Source organism: Ruegeria sp. AL1, assembly GCF_056540905.1.
In genome coordinates, this window is record NZ_JBQFXP010000004.1 from 348,505 (window position 1) to 369,726 (window position 21,222).

General features: G+C 58.6%; 17 protein-coding genes. 10 read left to right on the forward strand and 7 right to left on the reverse strand.

All coding sequences use genetic code 11. The annotated features are described in order from the left end of the window. Positions 1 to 20 precede the first annotated feature (20 nt). The 4 genes from hpaD (at position 21) to ACRZ9X_RS09050 (ending at position 4,640) form a co-directional block, all read left to right on the forward strand. Positions 21 to 1,004: a 3,4-dihydroxyphenylacetate 2,3-dioxygenase gene (gene hpaD, locus ACRZ9X_RS09035; RefSeq protein WP_480517948.1), complete on the forward strand. Its 984-nt coding sequence runs from the start codon at positions 21 to 23 to the stop codon at positions 1,002 to 1,004. A gap of 92 nt (positions 1,005 to 1,096) precedes the next feature. Then, entirely contained in the window at positions 1,097 to 1,951 is an 855-nt protein-coding gene (locus ACRZ9X_RS09040) for a fumarylacetoacetate hydrolase family protein (protein ID WP_480517950.1), read from the forward strand. Further along, positions 1,948 to 2,748, forward strand: a complete 801-nt coding sequence (gene hpaH, locus ACRZ9X_RS09045; protein ID WP_480517952.1) for a 2-oxo-hept-4-ene-1,7-dioate hydratase — start codon at positions 1,948 to 1,950, stop codon at positions 2,746 to 2,748. The genes ACRZ9X_RS09040 and hpaH overlap by 4 nt, the downstream gene beginning before the upstream one ends. A 122-nt stretch (positions 2,749 to 2,870) precedes the next feature. Continuing rightward, entirely contained in the window at positions 2,871 to 4,640 is a 1,770-nt protein-coding gene (locus ACRZ9X_RS09050; RefSeq protein WP_480517954.1) for a caspase family protein, read from the forward strand. Between the two features lie 48 nt (positions 4,641 to 4,688). Here the strand turns inward: ACRZ9X_RS09050 and ACRZ9X_RS09055 are convergent, their stop codons facing one another. Then, a complete protein-coding gene (locus ACRZ9X_RS09055; protein WP_480517956.1) occupies positions 4,689 to 6,518 on the reverse strand; it encodes a CHASE2 domain-containing protein in 1,830 nt (609 codons plus the stop codon). A 68-nt stretch (positions 6,519 to 6,586) separates the two neighbouring features. After that, positions 6,587 to 7,240 carry a DUF928 domain-containing protein gene (locus ACRZ9X_RS09060; protein ID WP_480517958.1) on the reverse strand — a complete coding sequence of 218 codons (654 nt, stop codon included), beginning with the start codon at positions 7,238 to 7,240 and terminating at the stop codon, positions 6,587 to 6,589. A gap of 175 nt (positions 7,241 to 7,415) precedes the next feature. Between ACRZ9X_RS09060 and ACRZ9X_RS09065 the strand changes: the two genes are divergently transcribed. From ACRZ9X_RS09065 to ACRZ9X_RS09075, 3 genes are all read left to right on the forward strand, one after another. Further along, a complete protein-coding gene (locus tag ACRZ9X_RS09065; protein WP_480517960.1) occupies positions 7,416 to 9,227 on the forward strand; it encodes a caspase family protein in 1,812 nt (603 codons plus the stop codon). A 103-nt stretch (positions 9,228 to 9,330) separates the two neighbouring features. Further along, positions 9,331 to 11,025, forward strand: coding sequence for a caspase family protein (locus ACRZ9X_RS09070; protein ID WP_480517962.1), 1,695 nt, complete (start codon positions 9,331 to 9,333; stop codon positions 11,023 to 11,025). Between the two features lie 464 nt (positions 11,026 to 11,489). Further along, on the forward strand, positions 11,490 to 12,023 hold the full coding sequence (locus ACRZ9X_RS09075) for an extensin-like domain-containing protein (protein WP_480517964.1): 534 nt from the start codon (positions 11,490 to 11,492) through the stop codon (positions 12,021 to 12,023). 65 nt (positions 12,024 to 12,088) lie between these two features. Here the strand turns inward: ACRZ9X_RS09075 and ACRZ9X_RS09080 are convergent, their stop codons facing one another. Next, on the reverse strand, positions 12,089 to 13,456 hold the full coding sequence (locus ACRZ9X_RS09080; protein WP_480517966.1) for a dipeptidase: 1,368 nt from the start codon (positions 13,454 to 13,456) through the stop codon (positions 12,089 to 12,091). 73 nt (positions 13,457 to 13,529) lie between these two features. Between ACRZ9X_RS09080 and trhA the strand changes: the two genes are divergently transcribed. Continuing rightward, positions 13,530 to 14,279 carry a PAQR family membrane homeostasis protein TrhA gene (trhA, locus tag ACRZ9X_RS09085; protein ID WP_480517968.1) on the forward strand — a complete coding sequence of 250 codons (750 nt, stop codon included), beginning with the start codon at positions 13,530 to 13,532 and terminating at the stop codon, positions 14,277 to 14,279. 13 nt (positions 14,280 to 14,292) lie between these two features. Here the strand turns inward: trhA and ACRZ9X_RS09090 are convergent, their stop codons facing one another. The 4 genes from ACRZ9X_RS09090 to pqqA form a co-directional block, all read right to left on the reverse strand. Beyond that, entirely contained in the window at positions 14,293 to 15,279 is a 987-nt protein-coding gene (locus tag ACRZ9X_RS09090) for a DMT family transporter (protein ID WP_480517970.1), read from the reverse strand. Between the two features lie 92 nt (positions 15,280 to 15,371). After that, positions 15,372 to 16,769 (reverse strand): pyridoxal phosphate-dependent decarboxylase family protein, encoded by a 1,398-nt coding sequence (locus ACRZ9X_RS09095; protein WP_480517972.1) that lies wholly within the window; start codon positions 16,767 to 16,769, stop codon positions 15,372 to 15,374. Positions 16,770 to 17,511: 742 nt separating this feature from the next. Further along, positions 17,512 to 17,658, reverse strand: a complete 147-nt coding sequence (locus ACRZ9X_RS09100) for a hypothetical protein (RefSeq protein ID WP_480518007.1) — start codon at positions 17,656 to 17,658, stop codon at positions 17,512 to 17,514. A gap of 209 nt (positions 17,659 to 17,867) precedes the next feature. After that, positions 17,868 to 17,975: a pyrroloquinoline quinone precursor peptide PqqA gene (gene pqqA / locus ACRZ9X_RS09105; protein ID WP_480517975.1), complete on the reverse strand. Its 108-nt coding sequence runs from the start codon at positions 17,973 to 17,975 to the stop codon at positions 17,868 to 17,870. A 201-nt stretch (positions 17,976 to 18,176) separates the two neighbouring features. On the opposite strand from pqqA, the gene ACRZ9X_RS09110 reads away from it, so the two are divergent. After that, the gene (locus ACRZ9X_RS09110) at positions 18,177 to 20,240 is read left to right on the forward strand and encodes a 4Fe-4S binding protein (RefSeq protein WP_480518009.1); all 2,064 of its coding nucleotides are present in this window, start codon (positions 18,177 to 18,179) and stop codon (positions 20,238 to 20,240) included. Next, positions 20,237 to 21,127 (forward strand): FAD:protein FMN transferase, encoded by an 891-nt coding sequence (locus ACRZ9X_RS09115; protein ID WP_480517977.1) that lies wholly within the window; start codon positions 20,237 to 20,239, stop codon positions 21,125 to 21,127. The genes ACRZ9X_RS09110 and ACRZ9X_RS09115 overlap by 4 nt, the downstream gene beginning before the upstream one ends. The last annotated feature ends 95 nt before the right edge of the window (positions 21,128 to 21,222 follow it).

Genomic DNA, 21,222 nt, shown 5'->3' on the forward strand with positions numbered 1-21,222 from the left:
CCGTTGAATAGGAGGCTTCGATGCCCGTTCCCGCTCCGAACCTGTATCCCGATTTCAATACAATCCGTCTGAGCCATGTCTGTCTGAACGTTCGTGACCTCGCTGCGTCGCGAAAATTCTACACCGAGATTTTGGGCTTGCAGGTCACCGATGAGGATGACCGATGCATTTACCTGCGCGCGATGGAGGAGAGGGGGCATCACAGTTTGATCCTGCAGCAATCCGACACACCGGGAACCGTGGGCGTACTGGGTTTCAAAACGTTTGACGAAGACGATCTGGATCGCGCCGAGCGGTATTTCCGGGAAAAAGGTCGCCCTACGGAATGGGCTCAGCGCGCGTATCAGGGGCGCACTTTGCTGACATCGGACAATATCGGAATTCCGCTTGAATTTTACCACAAGATGGACCGGCTTGAGCCGATCCATCAGAAATATGCCCTCTATCATGGGGTCAAGCCTCTGCGGATCGATCACTTTAACTGTTTCAGCCACGATGTGGATGCTTCGGTCGCGTTTTATTCGGATTTCGGGTTCCGGGTGACGGAATACACTGAAGATGAAGACAGTAAGAGGCTTTGGGCTGCGTGGATGCATCGCAAGGGCGGGGTTCATGACATGGCATTCACCAATGGTTTGGGGCCGCGGATGCATCATGTCGCGTTCTGGGTGCCCACGCCGCTGAACATTATTGATCTGTTGGATCTGATGGCGACCACGGGCTATGTCTCAAATATCGAACGTGGTCCCGGGCGGCATGGCATCTCGAACGCGTTCTTTTTGTACGTGCTCGATCCGGACGGTCACCGGATCGAGATTTATTGCGCCGATTACCAAACCGTCGACCCTGATCTTGAACCGATCAAGTGGGACCTCAAGGACCCGCAGCGCCAGACGCTATGGGGGGCACCGGCGCCCGAGAGTTGGTTCAAGCATGGCAGTCAGTTTGTCGGTGTCGATACGAAAGAGCCTGACTTGCAAGCCAGCCCGATCATCGCACCATGAGCGGGTCGGATGCGGGCGAAAATACAACTGCGCCGTGCATCGCATATGTCATCCAGAACCGGCAGCACTCCGGTCACCACTGAGGTCCGAAAATGCGTTTTGCGTCGTTTACATCCCATGGCCAAACTTTCTACGGGGCCGTCACCGACAATGGCATGATTGCCCTGAATGACCGGTTCCCGAATTGGCCCACCTTGTTTGATGTTGTGCAGGCTGGTGGTCTGGATGACCTCATGACCGCCTCCAAGGGTGCTCCGGTGACGCATCCAGAATTTGACTATGAGATGGTGATGCCCAATGCACGGCGCATCCTGTGCGTCGGGGTCAATTTCCCGGACCGCAATGCCGAATATAAAGATGGCTCAGAGCAGCCTAAATTCATGTCGCTTTTCCCGCGCTTTGCCAGCGGGTTTACAGGCCACGGGCGGCCTCTGATCCGGCCACCGGAAAGCTATCAGCTGGATTACGAGGGGGAGGTCGCGATTGTCATCGGCAAGCCCGGTCGCCGGATTGCGCAGGCAAATGCCTATGACCATATCGCCGCCCTGACCTTGTGCAATGAAGGCACGATCCGCGATTGGGTGCGCCATGCGAAATTCAACGTCACGCAGGGCAAGAACTGGGATCGCTCGGGTTCGATGGGGCCGTGGTTGGTGCCCTTCACGGATGCGCGTCAACTGGATGAAGCGCGCATCACGACGCGTGTCAACGGTGAGGTGCGGCAACAGGATGCGCTGTCGAACATGATGCACCCGATCCGGCGGGAAATCGAATACATCTCGACCTTCATGACCCTGCTACCCGGTGACATCATCGTCACCGGCACGCCAACCGGATCGGGCGCGCGGCTTGATCCGCCACAGTTCCTGCAGCCCGGAGACGTGGTCGAGGTCGAGGCCACCGGTATTGGCCTGTTGCGCAATACGATTGAGGATGAAACCATATGAGCCCCGAAGATCACGCCCGGGCCGCGAGGCAGTTGCTGAACGCGGAAGAAACCGGACAGCAGATCGGTTTGCTGACGCGCGCGTTCCCCGAGATGAACATGGACGACGCCTATGCGATCCAGAATGCCATCTGTCAGGCGAAGCTGGCGCAAGGGCGTCATATTGTCGGGTGGAAAATCGGGCTGACCTCGAAAGCCATGCAATACGCGTTGAATATCGACATTCCTGACAGCGGTATCCTGTTCGACGATATGGTGTTCGAAAACGGATCCACTGTTCCGCCGGGTCGGTTTATCCAACCCCGTGTCGAGGCCGAGATCGCCTTTGTCATGAAAGACGCACTGGGCGGTGAGTCTGTCACCCGCGACGACGTGCTCGCGGCGACAGAGCATGTGGTGCCTGCACTCGAAATTCTGGACACCCGGATTGTCCGCGTGGATGCCGAAACAGGTGCGACGCGCAACGTATTCGATACAATCGGCGATAACGCGGCCAATGCCGGGGTGGTACTGGGCCCGCAGCGACATCCGGTTGATGCATTTGATCTGCGCTGGGTCGGAGCAATCACTTTCCGAAACGATGAGGTCGAGGAAACCGGGCTTGGGGCAGGCGTGCTGAACGATCCGGTCGAAAGTGTCGTCTGGCTTGCCCGCCGGATGGCGCAATACGGGCAGAGCATCCAACCCGGTCAGATCATCTTGTCGGGCAGTTTCATCCGCCCCCTCGAATGTCCCTCAGGCACTCGTGTTCTGGCCGATTTCGGTGCGTTCGGCAGGGTCGAGATTGGCTTTGATTAACGCCCAGGGAACGACCCTGGATAGCTGAACCCCAGACCAAATGGCTGGATTCGCCGCTTTGCCGGTAATGTGCTAGGCTTTTCGGCAGGTTTTGTGAGTTTTCAGCTGTTTCAGGGCACCAGATGTATCGGCCTCGCTATTCTCTAATCCTGATTTTGGCCGCTGCCCTGTGGATGGGCGGAACGGTCAAAGTCTATGCCGAGCGTGTGGCGCTTGTGATCGGAAACGCCCTTTACGATAACGTTTCGAACCTGCCGAACGCGGCGCATGATGCACAAGACATTGCGGCAGAGCTCAGGCGGATCGGGTTCAATGTGACCGAGAAGTACAACCTCGATTACCGGGCCATGCGCCTGACACTCCGCGATTTCTCTGAGCAGATGGCCGGTGCTGAAATGGTACTCGTTTATTTCGCCGGGCACGGGATCGAGATCGACAACACCAATTATCTGATTCCGGTCAACGCAGAGCTGAGAAGCGACAAGGATGTCGAGTTTGAGGCGATCCGCCTGGACACGATGTTGAATGCGGTGTCCACGGCGCAGGGTTTGAAACTGGTGCTGGTCGATGCCTGTCGCAACAACCCGTTCCTGACGAATATGGTGCGCACCACGGCCACACGCTCGATCGGACAGGGGTTGGGGCGGATCGATCCGGGCGGTGTTCTTGTTGGGTATTCCGCCCGCAGCGGCACTCTGGCGCTGGATGGAGAAGGGCGCAACAGCCCATATGCGGAAGCATTGCTGGAACATATCGAGGTGCCCGGTCTGGAGTTGGGCAAAATGTTCCGTAAAGTGCGGGATACCGTTTTCGATCTGACCGACGGATATCAAGAACCGTTCACCTATGGCTCATTGCCCGGACGGGACTTTTTCCTTGTGCCTGCTGCGGTCGAGGGTCCGGTCGCTGGGATTGCGCAATCCCCGAACACCGCCGCACAACCTCAAGAGGACCGCGCCATTTCCGCGCAACGCATTCTGCAAGAGGCCCTGCGTATGGAGGATGAGGCCGCCAGGAAGGGCGCGCTGGCAATGATTGCGCAGTTATTCCCTGACACATCTGCCGGTAAGTACGCCAAGGAGGTTGCCGCCGCGTTGCGTATCGAAAGCCAGCAGACCACGCCACCGCCTCCTCCCGGACCTGAGGCTAAAGTGCCGGTAAAACCCGAGCAAGAAACGGATCAGGCAGCGATTGTCGCCGAGCCGAAGAAACCGGGTCAGGACGTTGAGACCGCGCTGAAACTCAGCCGGACCGACTATCGTAATATTCAACTTGGATTGAACGCGCTTGGCTATCAGGCGGGACCTGCGGATGGGATATTCGGACCGCGCTCGCGCGCGGCGCTCAAAGGCTTTCAAGCCAAAACTGGCGTGGCGCGGACCGGGTATCTGACCGCTCAAAGCTATGCGGCCCTGAAGAAAGCCGTTCCGGCGCAACCATCGGCTCAAAGCCAACCCCAGACACGAGGGCAGAGCGCGCCTTCATTGTCCGGTACAACGGTGGGCGAGTCCGGGGCCAATGCGTATTTTGGAGACTACGTGATTGACATCCGTCGGCGGCCCGACCCGCTCGGGGCAGAAGCGGGGACACGCACGGAAACGATGCTATGGCTGAAATATCGGAAATCAGCGGCCGGATTTCAGTTGATCAGCGCAGTTGACCGTTCGAGCGGCGGCGAGGCGAGATCGAAGAAATATCGGGCCTCGTTATCGGATTCGGGCCGTTTGCGCATCAGCGGCAGGACCAACTATCTGTTCGGAAAAACTCGTGTTGTGCCCTTTTCTATATCGATAGATCTGCCGCCTGATATGTCGTCCAGCAAACGTATTCGCAGCACCGAAGGCCGGTTTGACCCAGCTTACTATGTGGATGTTGTGGTTTCGAAGCAGTAGGTTCCATGCGCCAGTTGCGAAAGTGAAGCCGCCTGAGATCAAAGCCTGCTACATCGCATTGATCACGTTAATCTGTGTTACCCCGTCGTCGTGGCAAAAGCTGGACAGGACAGGCCAGTTTGCCCCGGCATCAATCAGGTCGGCGGTGGATTGGGTCATGCAGACCGGGCGAAACCCGTCGCCATCCGGCGACAGCGATTTGATCCAGCTTTCCAGACGAGCGGTGACATTGATCGTGTCGCCGATCACATTGTAATGCATCGAGCCGCTGACGCCCAAACTGCCCCCCAGCGCTTCACCGCTGTTCAGGGCAATGCGCAACCGGTATTGTGGTTGATCCGTGATCTCTTTGTTGAGGACAATGGCCGCAGCGCGCATCGCGTGGGCGCAACGTAACCCCGCGACTGCGTCGGCTTGTCGTTGCTCTGATGTCTCGCTTGGGATTGGTGCGCCAAAGACCACGAGGATGCCGTCGCCGGTGTATTTCTCGACAAAGCCACCATGTTGCCGCGCGACTTCACCAAGCTTGTCCAGAATGCGGGAAATCCAGGTCATGAATGCCTCTGCATCCATCGCGTTTCCGGTGCGGGTCGACCCTTCGATATCGGCCAGCAGGGCGGTCACAAACACTCTGCGGGATTTCGGCTTGCCGCCGGACAAAAGCTTTTTGCGTTGTTGCCAGATTTCCGAGGACAGTTCGTCGGACAAATGAGACGAGAAAACCTGAACGATGGTGCGTCTTTGTCGGCGTGACAGTCCGGCGATGATTGCGAACCCGATCAGGAAACCGAATGTCCAGCCCAGTACCGAAGGGGCCACTGGCAAAAGCAGCGCAAGGTTCTGGAATGCGGACAGACCCACGGCCAGCAGGACGACTCCGACCCCGGCCAGCACAATTGCCTTGGAGGTAGCCCGCACCAATACGGCGAGACACGTGCCCGCAAGGACCGACGCAAAAATCAACACAGTCGAGAGCGGACCGTCGATGGAAATATGAGGCGAGAGCGTGCCATTTGCATAGTCGATCAATTGCTGGGTGATGGCTGCATGAATCTCGGCACCAAAGGTAAACCCGGCCCCGGTGGATCGATTGAGCGGCGTCGAAAAGTAATCTTTGACCGAATGACTGGTGATCCCGATAATCACCGCCTTCCCCTTGAAACGTGCAGGATCGGTCTGCGTCAGAACCTCGGCCGCAGGAACATGCGAAGCAATCGGACGGGTGTTTCGATAGGCAATGGTGATCTGATATCCGGCCGTATCGGCATTTCGAAACAGGTTCGATCCGGGCTGCAAGGGCCTCAGTACGGTGTCGCCAAACATCAGAAAACGTGGATTGTCAGGGTCGCTTTGCAAGGCGGGTTGATCCGCGAACCTTGCCGCAAGCTGTAACGGCAGGGACAATGAAACCCCGTCTTGCGTGCCTACCAGTAATAAGGCCCGGCGGGCGACACCGTCCGAATCGATAGGTATGTCCGAAAACCCGGTTCGGGCGTTCGGTGGGGCTGTAATACCGGTCCCGTCCGCGTCAGGTAGTTTGGAGATCACGAAAACCCGCGGGTCGTTCAGAACCTCCAGCAGCCCTGCGCGTCCGGTACCTGCGGGCACATCCCGGTAAATGTCGATCCCGACAGCGCTGGCCCCGGCAGCCAGCACAGCTTGAGTCAATTGCGTCAGCTTGTCGTCGGGGACAGGCCAGCCCCATTCGCCCAAGTCCCGATCCGAGATTGCCACCAGTTGCACGTCCTGCACGGGTCGAGGGCTGGCGATCGCCGAGGTGGTCCAGTCATACTGAAGCAACTCCACCGGTTCGAGTACGCCGCGTTCACGAAGTTCGACCAGAACACTGCCTATGCCGAGTGTGATCGTGAGGATCAAAACCCAGCGCTGCCAAAGCGGTAACAGTGTTGATGCCCCCAACCCGGGCGGGTGTCGAGACTTGTACGTCACTGCGTTACGCCAGCCGTAGACAACAGCTGATCAAACTTGTCCGGGTCCAGCACGCGCACCCGCCCGCTCAGACCGATCTCGGACAATTGCGCAAGGGCATCAAACCAAAGTCCTGCTGCAGCCGGATTGGACGCGCGCATGCTCTCGGGAACACGTTCGATCAAAGCGACCTCCCGCGCTGCCGCAGTCCCTGACGTAGTTACCAGCAGGGTAACAGTAAGCTCGTAAATACGTCCGGTTTCCATTTCGAAACCGGATCGTGCAAGGTCCAGCCCATAGTTACCAGGTGGAAACGGACCGCGCAGTGTCAATTCGGCGCCACCCCCTGAAACCGGGGTCAGCGCAATTGTCAGGTCGCCCCTGTGCCCGCGCGGCAATCTCCAGATCAGAGGCGGAGACGACAAGGTCGTCAGCCCGCCGCCGTCCGGCACAAGAATTTGTAACGTGTCTGTGCTTTGATCCGATGTGGTGCTTCGCGTGCCTGCTCCCATACGGTCCTTGGGGGCTCCGATGTCGGGTGGAACAAACACGACATCGTCCCGTGGCTGTTGGCTTTTGCTTTCGCCTGCGGCGCGGGCGGGATGACTCGCGCAGATGGTCAAAACCAATGCAAACAGGAAGACGGCGCTGAGAACTCTGACCCACGACACATTAAGCCTCGGGAAATTAACGGATTTGAACTGACACTTTCCGGCTGAGAGTAGGTCCGATTTTCACCAGAGTCCAGTTTGGGGGCATCAAGGCCCGAATAAGCGGCCCGTTCGCACTTTTGCAGTTTTGTGGTATCGTCCCTTGCGTAACCGGTGTTGAGGTGAGTCCTGCCTTATGTTTTCGAAACGTCCCTGGCCAAGCTGCCATCTGCTGTATCTCGTGGTGTTCTGTATAGCTCTGGTTCCAGACCGGGGCCTTGCCAATCAAGATCGCGTGGCGCTGGTGATTGGAAATTCAGCCTACCAAAACGTCTCCAGCCTGAACAACCCAGCCAATGATGCCGAGGATATTTCGAAGTCTCTGCAGAGAATCGGTTTTGCCGTCACAACCAGTCAAAACCTTGATTACAACGCGATGCGTTTGGCGCTGCGTGATTTTGCCGAAGCCGCATCTGGCGCGGAAATCGCGTTGGTTTATTTTGCCGGGCACGGAATCGAGATTGAGAACACGAATTACCTGATACCAGTCAATGCCACGTTGAAAAGCGACCGGGATGTCGAATTTGAAGCGATCAGGCTGGATACGATTGTAAATGCCATATCCGACGCGCCAGGGTTGAAAATCGTGTTGGTGGATGCCTGCCGCAATAATCCGTTTGCCGCGCAAATGACCCGGTCGTCGTCCACACGCTCGGTTGGCCGCGGTCTGGCGGCGATTGAGCCAGGCGGTGTCATCGTCGGCTACGCCGCGCGCGGAGGAACCCTTGCGCAGGACGGAGAAGGCAGAAACAGCCCTTACGCGACCGCACTGCTGGAGCATCTGGAACAGCCCGGTCTTGAACTGGGCAAAATGTTCCGCCGCGTTCGGGATCGGGTGTTCGCGTTGACAGACGGGTTTCAGGAGCCCTTTATCTATGGCTCTTTGCCGGGCCAGGACATTTTTCTGGTCCCGCAAGCCGAACCTGCCGCGTTGAAGCTGCCCGATGTCCCGGTTTCAAGCGCGCCTCTGCCCGCATCCCGGCAGGAAGTGATGGCGGCAGCAATGAAGGTGAATACCCTGCGGGGCTGGAGCTTGACCGCCCAAAAGTACCGCGCGACCTCGATCACAACGCCGGATGTGCTGGCCCGCATGGCCCAGATCACCCCGAATTGGGCCCGCAAGCAGGGGCAGGCACGTGCTGTCGAGGATGTTTTGCTGCCGAACCGGACCCGAAAGAGACAGCTGCAAGAGGCCCTGAACACAGCGGGTTTCGACGTGGGAACACCGGATGGTGCATTTGGACCCAAGACCCGGTCCGGCATCCGGGCTTTGCAGGCCGCGCATGGGCTGGAGCCGACAGGGTTTACAGATCCTGCTGTTTTGGCGCGTCTGGGGATCGGGTTTCAGGATGGGGTGGATGAAGGCTTCATCAGCAACCCTTTTGCAGTGCGTCAAAACCCGGACGAGCTGGAGGTGCTGGGCGAGACCGAAGAGATTACCGAGATCCTGAAATGCCTGGGCTTACGAAAAAGTATCTATGGCACGTTTCGCGACAGTTTGTACGTGGCGTTGGTCTATGGGGGCAGCATCCAGACAGCCCGCAGCGACGCACAGAAATGTGGTGTTGATCTGGCCTCGATCACATCCGCCGCGGAAAATGCTTTTGTCGTGCGCATGATCGCCAATGAGCCTTCATTTTTTGATGCGGGTTACGACAGCAGAACGAATATTAGTTACAAGGAAGGTCCATATTTCGGATTTCGGAAAGACCCGCAGGAAGACAACGATGTCATCGGGTGGCGCTGGTACAGCGGCGAGGCCGTTGCCTATACCAACTGGCTGCCGTCTAAGCCGAACCGAAAGCATGGCAGTGGTCAAAAAGCCTTTGCGCAGTTTCAGCACGAACGAAAAGGCCGGCGCGATCTGAGCGATGTGGTTCCGACGCAATGGTTCGATGGGTCGGGTCGGTACGCACGATCGGTCATTCTTGAAGCCCGGCTGCGGTGAGCTGCTCTTTATCCTCTCGCGATCAGCACAGGCGCTGTAATCGTGCGGGGCCGCTTTTCGTGATACAATATCCCGAAGTTCAGCTTTTATAGGTGGTTTAGCGTTGATCCGTGCCATGTTGTTTCGGGTGTCATACAAGTTGATTTTTGTACTGGTCGCGCTGTGGCAGGTGTTCGCCGCAGCGGCTTACGCAGAAGCACACCGTGTGGCGCTGGTGATTGGCAACGCGGAATATCGCCACGTGGCCAATTTGCCCAATGCAAGAAACGACGCAGACGATCTGAGTTCGGCGCTGGAACGGATCGACTTCAAGGTTTGGAAAAGTCATGATCTGGACTATCGCGGTATGCGCCTCGCCCTGCGGGATTTCGGTCGGGCCGCCAAAGACGCGGACATGGCGGTTATCTATTTCGCCGGTCACGGGATCGAGATTGACAACACGAACTACCTGATCCCGGTGAATTCCGAGTTGCGCAGCGATCAGGATGTCGAGTTTGAGGCGATACGGCTGGACACTGTCATAAGCTCTTTGGCAGCGGCGAAAGGTTTGAAAGTCGTGCTGGTCGATGCCTGCCGCAATAATCCGTTTCTGAATACGATGACCCGCGAGAACGGAACCCGCTCGATCGGGCGCGGGTTGGGACGGATCGACCCCAGCGGAGTTCTAGTCAGCTATGCGGCCAAGGGAGGAACCCTTGCGCTGGATGGTGACGGGCGAAACAGCCCCTATGCGACCGCGTTGCTGCAACATATCGAAGAGCCGGGTCTGGAATTGGGCAAGATGTTTCGCAAGGTGCGGGACACGGTCTACCAGATGACAGACGGGTTTCAGGAGCCGTTCACCTATGGCTCATTGCCCAGCGAGGACATCTTTCTGGTTCCCGCAGTAGCCTCAGCGCCACGTGTAGCAGGGAAGTCCGAGGCCATAAGCAATCAGATTTACGCCGATTTTGAGCTGGCGCGGTCTCTGGCAACGCTGGAGGCGGTTGACACCTTTCTGGAACGCTACGCGGATCAAAGGGACCATTTTGCGGTGACGCTGGCCTTGTCTCTGCGCGAAGACTTGCGGCAGAAAGAAGCGCAACCAGCCCCGGCTGAAGACGATCCGCCATCTCCGCCGGACACCGTCGCATTGCCGCCCAAGCAACCGGACGACGACGCCCGAACGCGCGCGCTTGTCCGCGATATTCAAAGTGAACTGAACAGGGTGGGGTGCAGCGCGGGTACTGCGGATGGCGTCGTGGGCCCTCGCACAAGATCGGCTTATTCACGGTATCGCAGTGCGCGAAAAAACCTTGGTCTGGCGGCAGACGGACACGACACGCCGGCAACGCTCGCGGCCCTGAGAAAAGAGCAGGGCCGGGTGTGTAAAGAAGTTGTGCCGAAAGCAGCAGTGGGATTTGACGGGGATTATGTCATCTCGATCCGACGCAGATGGGACGACGATTTCTGGCAAACGACCAGCCGCCCGGATTCGGCCTATTACCCCGGCAAGGTCGAACCGCTTGCTGCCCTTCGGATCAGGAAAAGCGGAAACACCCTGACGCTGGTTTCGGCACAGGCCTTCACCGGTGGCGGGCCTTGGTTCAGGGACTTCAAGGGCAGCTTTGATGACAGCGGTCAGTTGACCCTGCGGTTTACCCTCAGTTCGCATTTCGGTCCTCCGGTTACGCCTTATAAGGTCCGGATCGACGTGAAACTTCCGCAAGGGTTGGAAACAGGGCGCAGACTGGTATACGAACCGCGCCGTATTGACGGACAATTCTTCCTGAATTTCCTCGTTCGACGGGCCAGTTGAGCGACACGTGGCTTTGGGCAATCCGGTTTCTCAGGCCTGCAAGCGCTGTGCCAACGCGCCGCAAAATTGCCGTCAGAAAGTGTTGGAGTTGAACGCGTAGCCTACGTATCCTGAGCCGGGATGCCTGTATGCAGTGGAGTATCCAGTTGTCGCGTTTTTGGCCAATCATGTCTCCTAAGTCGGTGCGGTTTGTCCGAAATTTCTTTTTGGTCGCGCGAGCGCATCAGACGGTGGCAGCATTGTGTCTTGCCCTGTTTATAGGGCCCAGCGCAGTGAGCGCCGCACTGGATTGTGGGGACAGGCCAGTTCCGCAACCCTCCACCCTGATCGCATATGAGCCCGTTTTCGACGACACAGTACGCGCTGCAGACCCGTTAGTGCTGCCTGAATTGCCCCTTGAAACCTCACCCAGGCCAAGATTGCGGCCCTGCAAGTTCCAGCAGATTTCAGTAGGGCGCGCGCAAATGCGCCAACGCGGCGCGGTTTGTGGTGACTGGACCATTCTGGGGGAAACGCGTGCGCCGATCCGGGGTAAATTCCGAGGCTGTGGCATCGCCGAGCCCGTGCGGATCTACAATGTGTCGGACGTCGCGCTCAGTCAGTTGGCGGTCATGGATTGCCAGATGGCGGTGACGTTGAAGACATGGATCGAGATCACGGCCAAACCCGTATTCGCAGAGCTTGGGGGCGGCTTGAAAGGCATGCGGCTGGCCGGTCACTATGCCTGCAAGACCCAGAACAACCAACCCCGTGCCCGTCTGTCCCAGCATGCCAGGGGCAGGGCTGTCGATATTTCTGCGTTTGTGCTGAACGACGGCACGATCATCAAAGTCAGCGATGGGTGGGGGTCCGACAAATTCGGCGCGGCCCTGCGTGACCTGCACGCCGGTGCCTGTGGTCTTTTCGGCACCGTGTTAGGCCCCGAGGCCGATCGGTTTCACAAGGGGCATTTCCATCTGGATCTGGCGCGCCGCAGCAACGGTTCTCTGTGCCGGTAGCATCATCTTGCCGGATCAAACGCTTTTATTGATTGGCCCCGGACAACCGTCGTGACGCTTGAGCGTTACGCCCCAAGCCGTTGCATCAACCGGACATATGCGGTTTGTCCCCGCCGGAATGTGGGCAGGCGAAAGAACTCGTCCGGGGCGTGCTGGTTTTCGTCCTCGTGGCCGAAGGCGAACATTACTGCGTGAAGCCCAAGCTGATCCAGCAGGGTGGACATGACAGGGATGGACCCTCCGACGCGGGTCTTGAAGGGGGCCTTGCCGTAGACCTCTTCCAGAACCTGTCCGGCGATAGCCGTGGCATTGTGACCGGCAGGCACAAGAAAGGGATCGGCCCGACCGGGGTTTTTCGACACTTCGGCGGTCACGCCCGGGGGGCAGTGCGCTTTGACATGGGCTGTGATCAGATCAAAAACCCGCTCGGGATTTTGATTGGCGACCAACCGGCAGGTGATTTTGGCTGACGCGGTCGAAGGCAGAACCGTTTTGGTGCCGTCCCCCTGCCAGCCGCAAGTGATCCCGTTAACCTCCAGCGTCGGGCGCGCCCACAACGCTTCGCGCGTGGTGTACCCGGGTTCTCCATAGGTGGCGGGCGCGCCGGTCTGCGCCAGATAGGCAGCTTCGTCCCAGGGCACGCGCGCAATTGCCTCGCGGTCTTCATCCGTCAGATCGACCACGTCGTCGTAAAACCCATCGACGGTAATGCGCCCGTCAATGGACTTCATACTGGCCAGCAGTTGCGACAATGCCATCCCGGGGTTTGCGACGCCGCCACCATGCATCCCCGAATGCAGGTCGGACCGTGCGCCCGTCACCTTGACCTCCAGCGATGTCAGCCCCTTGAGGCCCAACACGACCTGAGGTGTTTCGGTGTCCCACTGGCTTCCATCTGCAGAAAAGATCATGTCGGCCTGCAGCAGGTCCAGGTTTGCTTCGATGAATGGCGGCAGATCGGGCGAACCGATCTCCTCCTGGCCTTCGAAAAAGAACCGCACATTGACCGGCAGACGTCCGGTTTCGGCCAACAATGCCTCAGCCGCCACGATCGGCACGAACATGGCGCCCTTGTCATCTGTCGCACCGCGTCCGTATACCCTGTCACCGCGGATTGTGGGTTCAAACGGTGGCGAGGTCCAAAGGTCGAAAGGCTCGGCCGGTTGCACGTCAAAATGACCGTAAATCAGGATCGTTGGCTTGTCGGCCCCCGCATGAAGCCAGTCGGCACAAACCACAGGATGCCCCGCGGTTTCATACATTTTTGCATTCTCGATCCCGGCGGCGGTCAGTCGGTCGATCACCCACTGACCGGCTGTGCGAACATCGCCTGCGTTCTCGGGTTTGGCGGACACCGAGGGGATGCGGATGAAATCGCAAAGCTCGTCGATAAAGCGCTGCTGATGCGTGTCCAGATAGTTTTCCCAACTCATGATCCGTCCCCTTTTTCCGGCAATTCCTGCACTGTGACGCGGCATCCGACATCTGGCAAGGTGCCGTCGGCAAATGGCAATTGTATCATTTCCGAAACAGGAAGTGACCGCAGTTGCCTTGCCGCAAGCGCAAGTGGTGAATAGATTTATTTGTATGTGGTCTTTTGCAGACATCCGACCGGCGTACAGCCGGGCCGAACGCAGAAGCGATGGTGTGGTTCACATATTGGGCGTGTCTCTGGCCCTTGTTGCTGCCCCGGTGCTGGTCGCGTCGACCATTCTGTATCAGGGTGACCCATTTGCTGTCCTTGGGGCCTCGATCTACGGTTTCACGCTGGTTCTGATGCTCAGCATGTCGGCGCTTTACAACATGATCGAAAGCGAGAAGTGGTCGGGATTGTTGCGCCGTCTGGATCATTCTGGGATCTACATCAAGATCGCGGGGACCTATACGCCGTTTCTGCTGTTGTCCGGTGCGCCGGTTTCGGGGATGCTGTTTGGCCTTTGGTCTTCGGCCACTTTGGGGTCTGCGCTCAAGATGGTGGATCCGCATCGGTTTCGCTGGATCGGGCTGGCGCTTTACGTGTTGATGGGTTGGGCCGTGATCTGGGCCGGACCCGCCATGCTCGAGGAACTGTCGCCGACGGTGGTGTTCCTGATGATGGCCGGAGGCATCGTCTATACGGCCGGGATCGCGTTCTATCTGATGGACTGGTTGCCCTTCCACAACACGATCTGGCATGTCTTTGTTCTGTCGGGCACGGGCCTGTTCTTTGCCGCCGTGAGTATGCGCATTTTTCTGATGCCCGGCTTTGAGGTGTGACGCTGCGCGTGCTTTAAAACCTGCGATCTAAGCGTTTGCTCCGCTTGACAGCCTTGTCCTTCTGCCGCTCGCGCAGAAACACAAAGATACCCGCGCTCAGGATCAGTGCAATGCCGATTGCGACGGGCAGATCGGGCAACTCGCCCCAGATCATCCAGCCCCAGAATATGGCCAGCGGCAGCCCGACATATTCAAACGGCGCAACTGTGGCGGCATCGGCCAACCGGTAGGCTTGACCAAGGCAGTATCCGACAACGGCCGAATTGAAACCCAGACCCGCAAACAGCCAGATGTCCGTGCCCTCGGGCCGGACCCAGGGACGCAGTAGAAAGATGAGGCTTTCGTTTTCAATGCCGTCCAGATACCGGCCATCGCCAGCAAAGACCCAAAACAACAGGCTGACGGCGATAAAGGCGCTTTGGATGTAGACTGCCATGGCTGACGCCTTGGACTTTGCGCCCAAAAACCGTGTCATGACAGTGTTCAGCGCATAGGTGAACGCGGCCAGAACGGGCAGCAGGTAGACCAGCAGGCTGATCTCGCGGTTGTTGCCGCTTTCCCATGGCCGGGTCATGATGATCACCCCGGCAAAACCAACCAGCACCGCTCCGATCCGCAGCGGGCCGACCTTTTCACCCAGCAATGGGATGCTGAGCAGGGTGATCATCAGCGGGGCCACAAAGAAGACGGCGGTGGCCTCGGCCAGAGGCATCACCGCAAGGGCGGTAAAGAAGGTCAGGTTGGCGATAACCAGCACCAGCCCGCGCAGCACATGCAGGCCCGGCTGATCTGTTTTGAGAATGCGCCACCCCCCTTCAACCTGTACAAGTGCCAGGCTGAAGCCGATGCCGATCAGCGACCGGGTGAACACCATCTGGTGCAGGGGATAGCCGCCGGACAAGAACTTGATCAGCATATCGTTGACCGATATGGTCAGGATTCCGACCAGCACGAAACCGATGCCCGCCGACGGGTAATGTAGTGTTTTCCGGTGTGTCATCGAAGGGCCTCTGTCCGGCGCTTATCATGGCGCGCGGGGCGGGTCACTCCTGTTTGCGACATCTCGGGGCGGCGCGGCTGACCCCGGTGGGATCAGGACAGCCCGCGCCAGACCTCGTGGATGACTTGCGGGGCCATCATGACCTGATCGCGTGTCGTGTCGAACTGACCGACCTGAAACCGGATGATCTTGCGGCCTTCGAACATGCCCTGGGTCAGGTATATCCGGCCATCATCGTTAAGCGCATCGACCAGCCGCTGCTGTGCCGCATCATCGCCGGGGCACCGGAAAGAAAACAGGCTCAGGATCGGCTCGGTCACGATGTCAAACCCGTCCATGGAACGGATCGCCTCGCACACGTCATTGGCCCAGGTCACATGGTTTCGGATGCGCGTGCGCAGACCGTCCAGGCCATAGGCGCGGATCAGGAACCATATCTTCAGGGCCCGGAAACGGCGACCCAGAGGGATGGTCCATTCCGAGTAATTGGTCACTTCGGCCCCGGTGGTCTTGAGATATTCGGGTTCGATTTTCAGGGTATTGAGTTGCGGCACCGGATCGCGCAGGAACTGCACCGAGCAATCGAACTGCGCGCCCAGCCATTTGTGCGGGTTGAACACGATGCTGTCGAACCCTTCGACGCCGTCCCAAAAGTCACTGCGAAACTCGGGGCAGATCATGGCAGACCCGGCCCAGGCGGCGTCCAGATGGGTGTACAGGCCTTCTTCGGCCGCAACCGCAAGGACCGGCGCCAGTTCGTCACTGGCCCCGATCCCGGTGCCCCCGGTCGCGGCAATCAGACCGGCGGGAATATGGCCATTGGTCCGATCTTCGCGGATCGCCGCGCGCAGCGTCTCGACCTCCATGGCGTGGCGCGGCCCGGTGGTGGGGATTTTGACCAGATTGTTCTGCCCGATCCCGGCGACCCAACAGGCCCGATCGATCGAGGAATGCACCTGTTCCGAACAATAGATACGCAGATCGCCTTTACCGTTCAGCCCGTCGCGATTGCCGGTGTAACCTGTGGCCCGTTCGCGCATGGTCAGGACGGCCGAAAGCGTGGCCGAAGAGGCGCTGTCCTGGATGACGCCGGTATAGTCTTGGGGCAGGGCCATGGCCTGCCGCAGCCAATCCACCATGACGCCTTCCAACTCGGTCGCTGCGGGCGAGGTCTGCCACAACATGCACTGCGCTGCGATGGTCGTGATCAGCATGTCCGCCAGCATTGACGGCGGCGCGGCGTTGGCCGGGAAATATGCAAAAAAGCGCGGGTGCTGCCAATGGGTTATACCGGGCATCACGATGCGTTCAAAGTCGCCGAGGATGGTTTCCATGGTCTCGGCCCCATCCGGCGCGTTCCGAGGCAGCAGAGCCGCAATCTCACCAGGGGCGGTTTGCGCACGTACGGGACGATCTGACAGCCCTTTGTGATAGTCTGCCGCCCAATCGGAAATATGCTTGCCCCAATGATTGAATTCGTCCCAGTCCATGCGATGCTCCCAAAGACGTTATGATCGGGGTGGCCAAAACCGCGCCCGGTGCGCAGCTTTCGGCCTGATCCCGGTCCGGGTCAAGTCGTTTGATGCCGGGCGATATCGATCATTGTGAGGGAAGCGCCCAGTCAAATTTTGCGATAGACGAAGTCCATGGGGCATTTTCGGATTGCTCGACAGAAGTACCTCATACTGCGCATGCGTTGGTATTTTTTGGCAGATCAGGTCTGTCGCCCCTGCATCCCCGGCCAGCGCATAGCCCGGCTGCGGCTGCTGCCAAAATCGATCTCCTTCCGGTCGCAGCTCTGGCAGAGTTCGGGCATTCAATCCGTGCCACGATCGGCATTGAGCGCGTCGCGTTGGTACCAGTTATTCGACAGAGGTTTGTCGTGCACCGTATCGCACGTCAAATGTGTGATCATCTCGTCATCGTCCCAGAGCGGTCCGTCAAAAAAACTGATCAGAATTTGTGAGCCGGTCCAGCAGGTTGTCCGATACCTGCGCGCAGCCGGGAATTTAACAAGCAATCTTGTCGCCCGAGCTTAGGCGGACCCCAACGGTTTATTCGCCGATCAGATTGGTCTGAACTGCGCACTATTACATGAACAAGGTGATTTTGTCGGGTCCGGCGAACAGACTGGCCTGCAGGCTATCCCAAAGCGAAAGTACGTCCCGAAGGTCAATCTGCCGACGGTCCGCCGCATCGAAAAATTGGTTGTCTGCCAACACATTCAGAATGTCACGGGTAGCAAACGGGCCGAACGGCGTCTGGTTCGCGCAGGTTTGGCAATCTCGCGATATGATCAATGCCCCCATTGGCCAGCAGGACCGACGCAACAGGAGTATCGCGCAGCGATCTGAGGTGTATTCCACGATTATCTGGCATCTGCTGTCGAATATCAGGCGAGGCGTTCAGGATGCTCCACCGCACCCCATCTGGCGACACCGACAAAGACAAGTGTCCGGAAGGCAGAATGTTCCCTTTGCGGGCATCCGCGTAGTTCCGGCACCTACAATTTCATGGCGGCAGGTCACCGCTTGCAGAAGCCCCAAGACCCGGAAAATACACTTAGGGCCTCCGCTGCGTTCAGGTGATCAGAACAGGTCGCGCTCGTGCTCGCGGCCTTCGTCTTCGGACGGAGAATACATGTTGATCTCCATGCCGCAGTTCACTTCTTTCAGCTTCGGTGCGCTCCAGGCCATAATGTCCTCCCATGAATGACTGGTGGTAGGCAGAAAACCTACAACCTGTGCCCCTCTCGGAAAATGCTGCTTTGGTCGTAAGGGTGCCGATGGGTGTCTGTGTCGGCGATCCGCCCGTCAATGGCCTTGGGGTCGTAGATGCAAGCACTTAGGACCTTTGTCGAATGTCGCCATGGCACACGGACTTATAATCTCGCGCTTATGCGCGCGTTCATTTGCAGCCTTCTGTTATTCCTTAACGGACTGTCGGCCCTTGCCGAGCCGTTGCCGCGCGCGCAGATCGAAACCTATGTCCGGGCTCCGTTCTCGCTGGGCGATGTTTTGAACGACAAGGGCGTCTATGCGCTGTTGAATTCAGGCGGCATCGAGGCGGGATATGTCTTTGAAACAGAACCCTTGGCGCCTTTGCCTGGATTTTCAGGCGCGCCGATCAACGCGTTGGTGGTGCTAGACCTCGAAGGCCGTTTCATGGACGTCCAACTGATCGAACATAACGAGCCGATCTTTGTATCCGGACTGGGTGAAGCACCGTTTCACAAGTATTTCGAACAATATGGCGGCCTGTCGATTTCGGACTCGATTGTGGTCGGGACACCCTATGGCGACGCGGCGTCCGGCTCACAGCTTGTTTACCTTGATGGGGTCACCAAGGCGACAGCCAGCGTGCGGATCGCGCACGAATCCGTCATGGGGGCGGCGCTGGCGGTCGCCCGCGAAAAGATGCAGGGCCTTGCCACTGCGCCACCTGCCTTCCCGAAACCCGACCATGATGAAGCGCTGGACTGGGAAGATCTGGTCACCCAGGGAATTGCCACCCGCAAGACCTACACCAACGCCGAGGTAGGCGCGCTGTTCGCAGGCACGCTTTGGGAAGATGACGACCCCGAGGCGCAGGATTACCCTGACGAGGCTTTTCTGGACCTGTGGATCGTCGATCTTGGCCCCAAATCCATCGCCCGGGCCGCACTGTCAGAAGACAGCTATGAAGACCTGCAGAACTTCATGGAGATTTCGGACAATGACGAGCCGATCCTGTTGATCGAAACCGCTCGTCACGGCTTGGTCAGCGAGGATTTTGTGCGCAACACCGCCCCCGATTGGATTTCCGCCGAACAGGATGGTTTGCCGGTTGCGCTTCGCGATGCTGACCTGCTGGTCGAACTGGCCGATGACATGCCCGATGGGGTCGCCATGATCCTGCGCACAGATCGCCGCCTTGGTTTTGATCCTTCGCGCGAATGGGTGCTCAAGGTGTTGGCCGTCCGCGAACACGGGATGTTTCAGCCCGAAACCGGCTCGGTCACGCTCGACATTCCACATGCGACGCCTGAACGGTTCTTTGACCGCCCGGTCCAGATCACCCCGGCCCCGCCATGGCTTGAGGCACTGCGCAATCGGCAAACCGACATGATCATTCTGAGTGTCTTTCTTGTGGGCCTCGTGACGACGTTGGGCGTGCGGATGAACGCGCTTGCCGGGCAACCGGCGTTCACGCCGATCCGGCTTGGTGTGTTGGCCGTTGTCGTGGGATTTGTCGGATGGTGGGGGCAGGGACAATTGTCCATTGTCACGGCTCTGGGAACATTGCGCACGGCGCTGGATGGGGGCAGTTACGCGTTCTTGCTTTACGACCCGTTCTCGCTTTTGATCTGGGCCGTATCCATCGCCGGTCTGGTCGCCTGGGGCCGGGGGCTGTTCTGCGGCTGGCTCTGCCCGTTCGGTGCCCTGCAGGAATTCGCGCATCATATCGGCAAGTTCCTTGGTATTCGTCAGATCGAACCGTCCCGTGTGTGGGACCAACGCCTGAAATGGCTGAAGTACATCGTGTTGGCCGGGCTAGTCGCCATGGTCTTTGTTGCGCCCGATCAGGTCGACAAGGCCGCCGAGGTCGAACCGTTCAAGACAGCCATCACCACCTTTTTTGTGCGAGAGTGGTATTATGTCGCCTACGCGCTGTTCTGGCTGTTGTTCGGGATGGTGCTGTTCAAGGGGTTCTGCCGCTATGTCTGCCCTTTGGGCGCGTTTCTGGCGATCGGGGGGCTGATCCGTGGGCGCGACTGGATCGAGCGTCGCGCCGAATGCGGTTCTCCGTGCCAGCTTTGTAGGGTCAAATGCAAATACGGAGCGATCAGAAAGACCGGAGAAATCCAGTACGACGAGTGCTTTCAATGCCTGGATTGCGTCGCGATCCATGATGACCGCACCCGTTGCGTTCCTTTGATCGTCGCAGCACGACGCCAGTCCAGAGGGATGGCAGCAAAATGATGAACCGCCGTCGCTTCCTTGCTATCTCGGCCGCCGCCGCTGCTGCTCCGGCCTCGGCCACGCCGACCCGGTGGACCGGCTATGCCATGGGTGCCGAAGTCAGCCTCAGCTTTGATGCTTCCCCCGGCGCGGCAACGACCGCCATCATGCGCGTGCAGGACCTGCTGGACAGGTGCGAGACCCTGTTCAGCCTGTATAGGCCCGAGTCCCGTCTTTCCCGCCTCAACCAAACGGGTCTTCTGGTCAACCCCGAGCCCGAGTTTCTGCAAGTGATGCAGGCCTGCCAGAAAGCCCATGACGTTACCGGTGGTCGATTTGACCCGACCGTTCAGCCGCTGTGGTCCGCTCTGGCGCACGGCGAAGACGAAACGTCGGCCCGCCAACTGGTCGGGTGGGACCGTGTAAGTGTCTCGCCGGACCGGATCATGTTGGGAACAGGGCAGTCCCTGACATTGAATGGAATTGCGCAGGGCTTTGCGACGGATCTTGTCGCGCAGGAACTCAAACAATCCGGTTGGAGTGATGTTCTGATCAATATAGGCGAATTCCATGCCGGCGGTCGGTATTGGACGCTGGGCGTGTCCGACCCAGAGTTTGGATTGGTTGAAACTCTGCGGTTGAAGAATCGCGCGATCGCAACCTCCAGCCCCGGGGTTATGGAGTTGCATGGCGGTCAGTCCCATATCCTGAACCCAATAGGCACAGCAGGCCCGATTTGGTCGACCATCAGTGTGCAGGCCGCTGACGCGACAACCGCCGACGCGCTGTCCACCGCGTTCTGCTACGCAGATTCTGCGGAAATCGCCGAAACTCTGAGGCGCTCAGACGGCACCCCGACAGCGATCTGCGTGCATCCGACCGGTCTGATTCAGACGATCACCGGGTAACCCCCCCCCGGCGTTTTGTGCCGGGGGCATGTGTGTTTCCCGCTTTGTTTTGCGGTGTATCAGGTACAGGCGTTGACGGCGCGTTTTGTCATGAC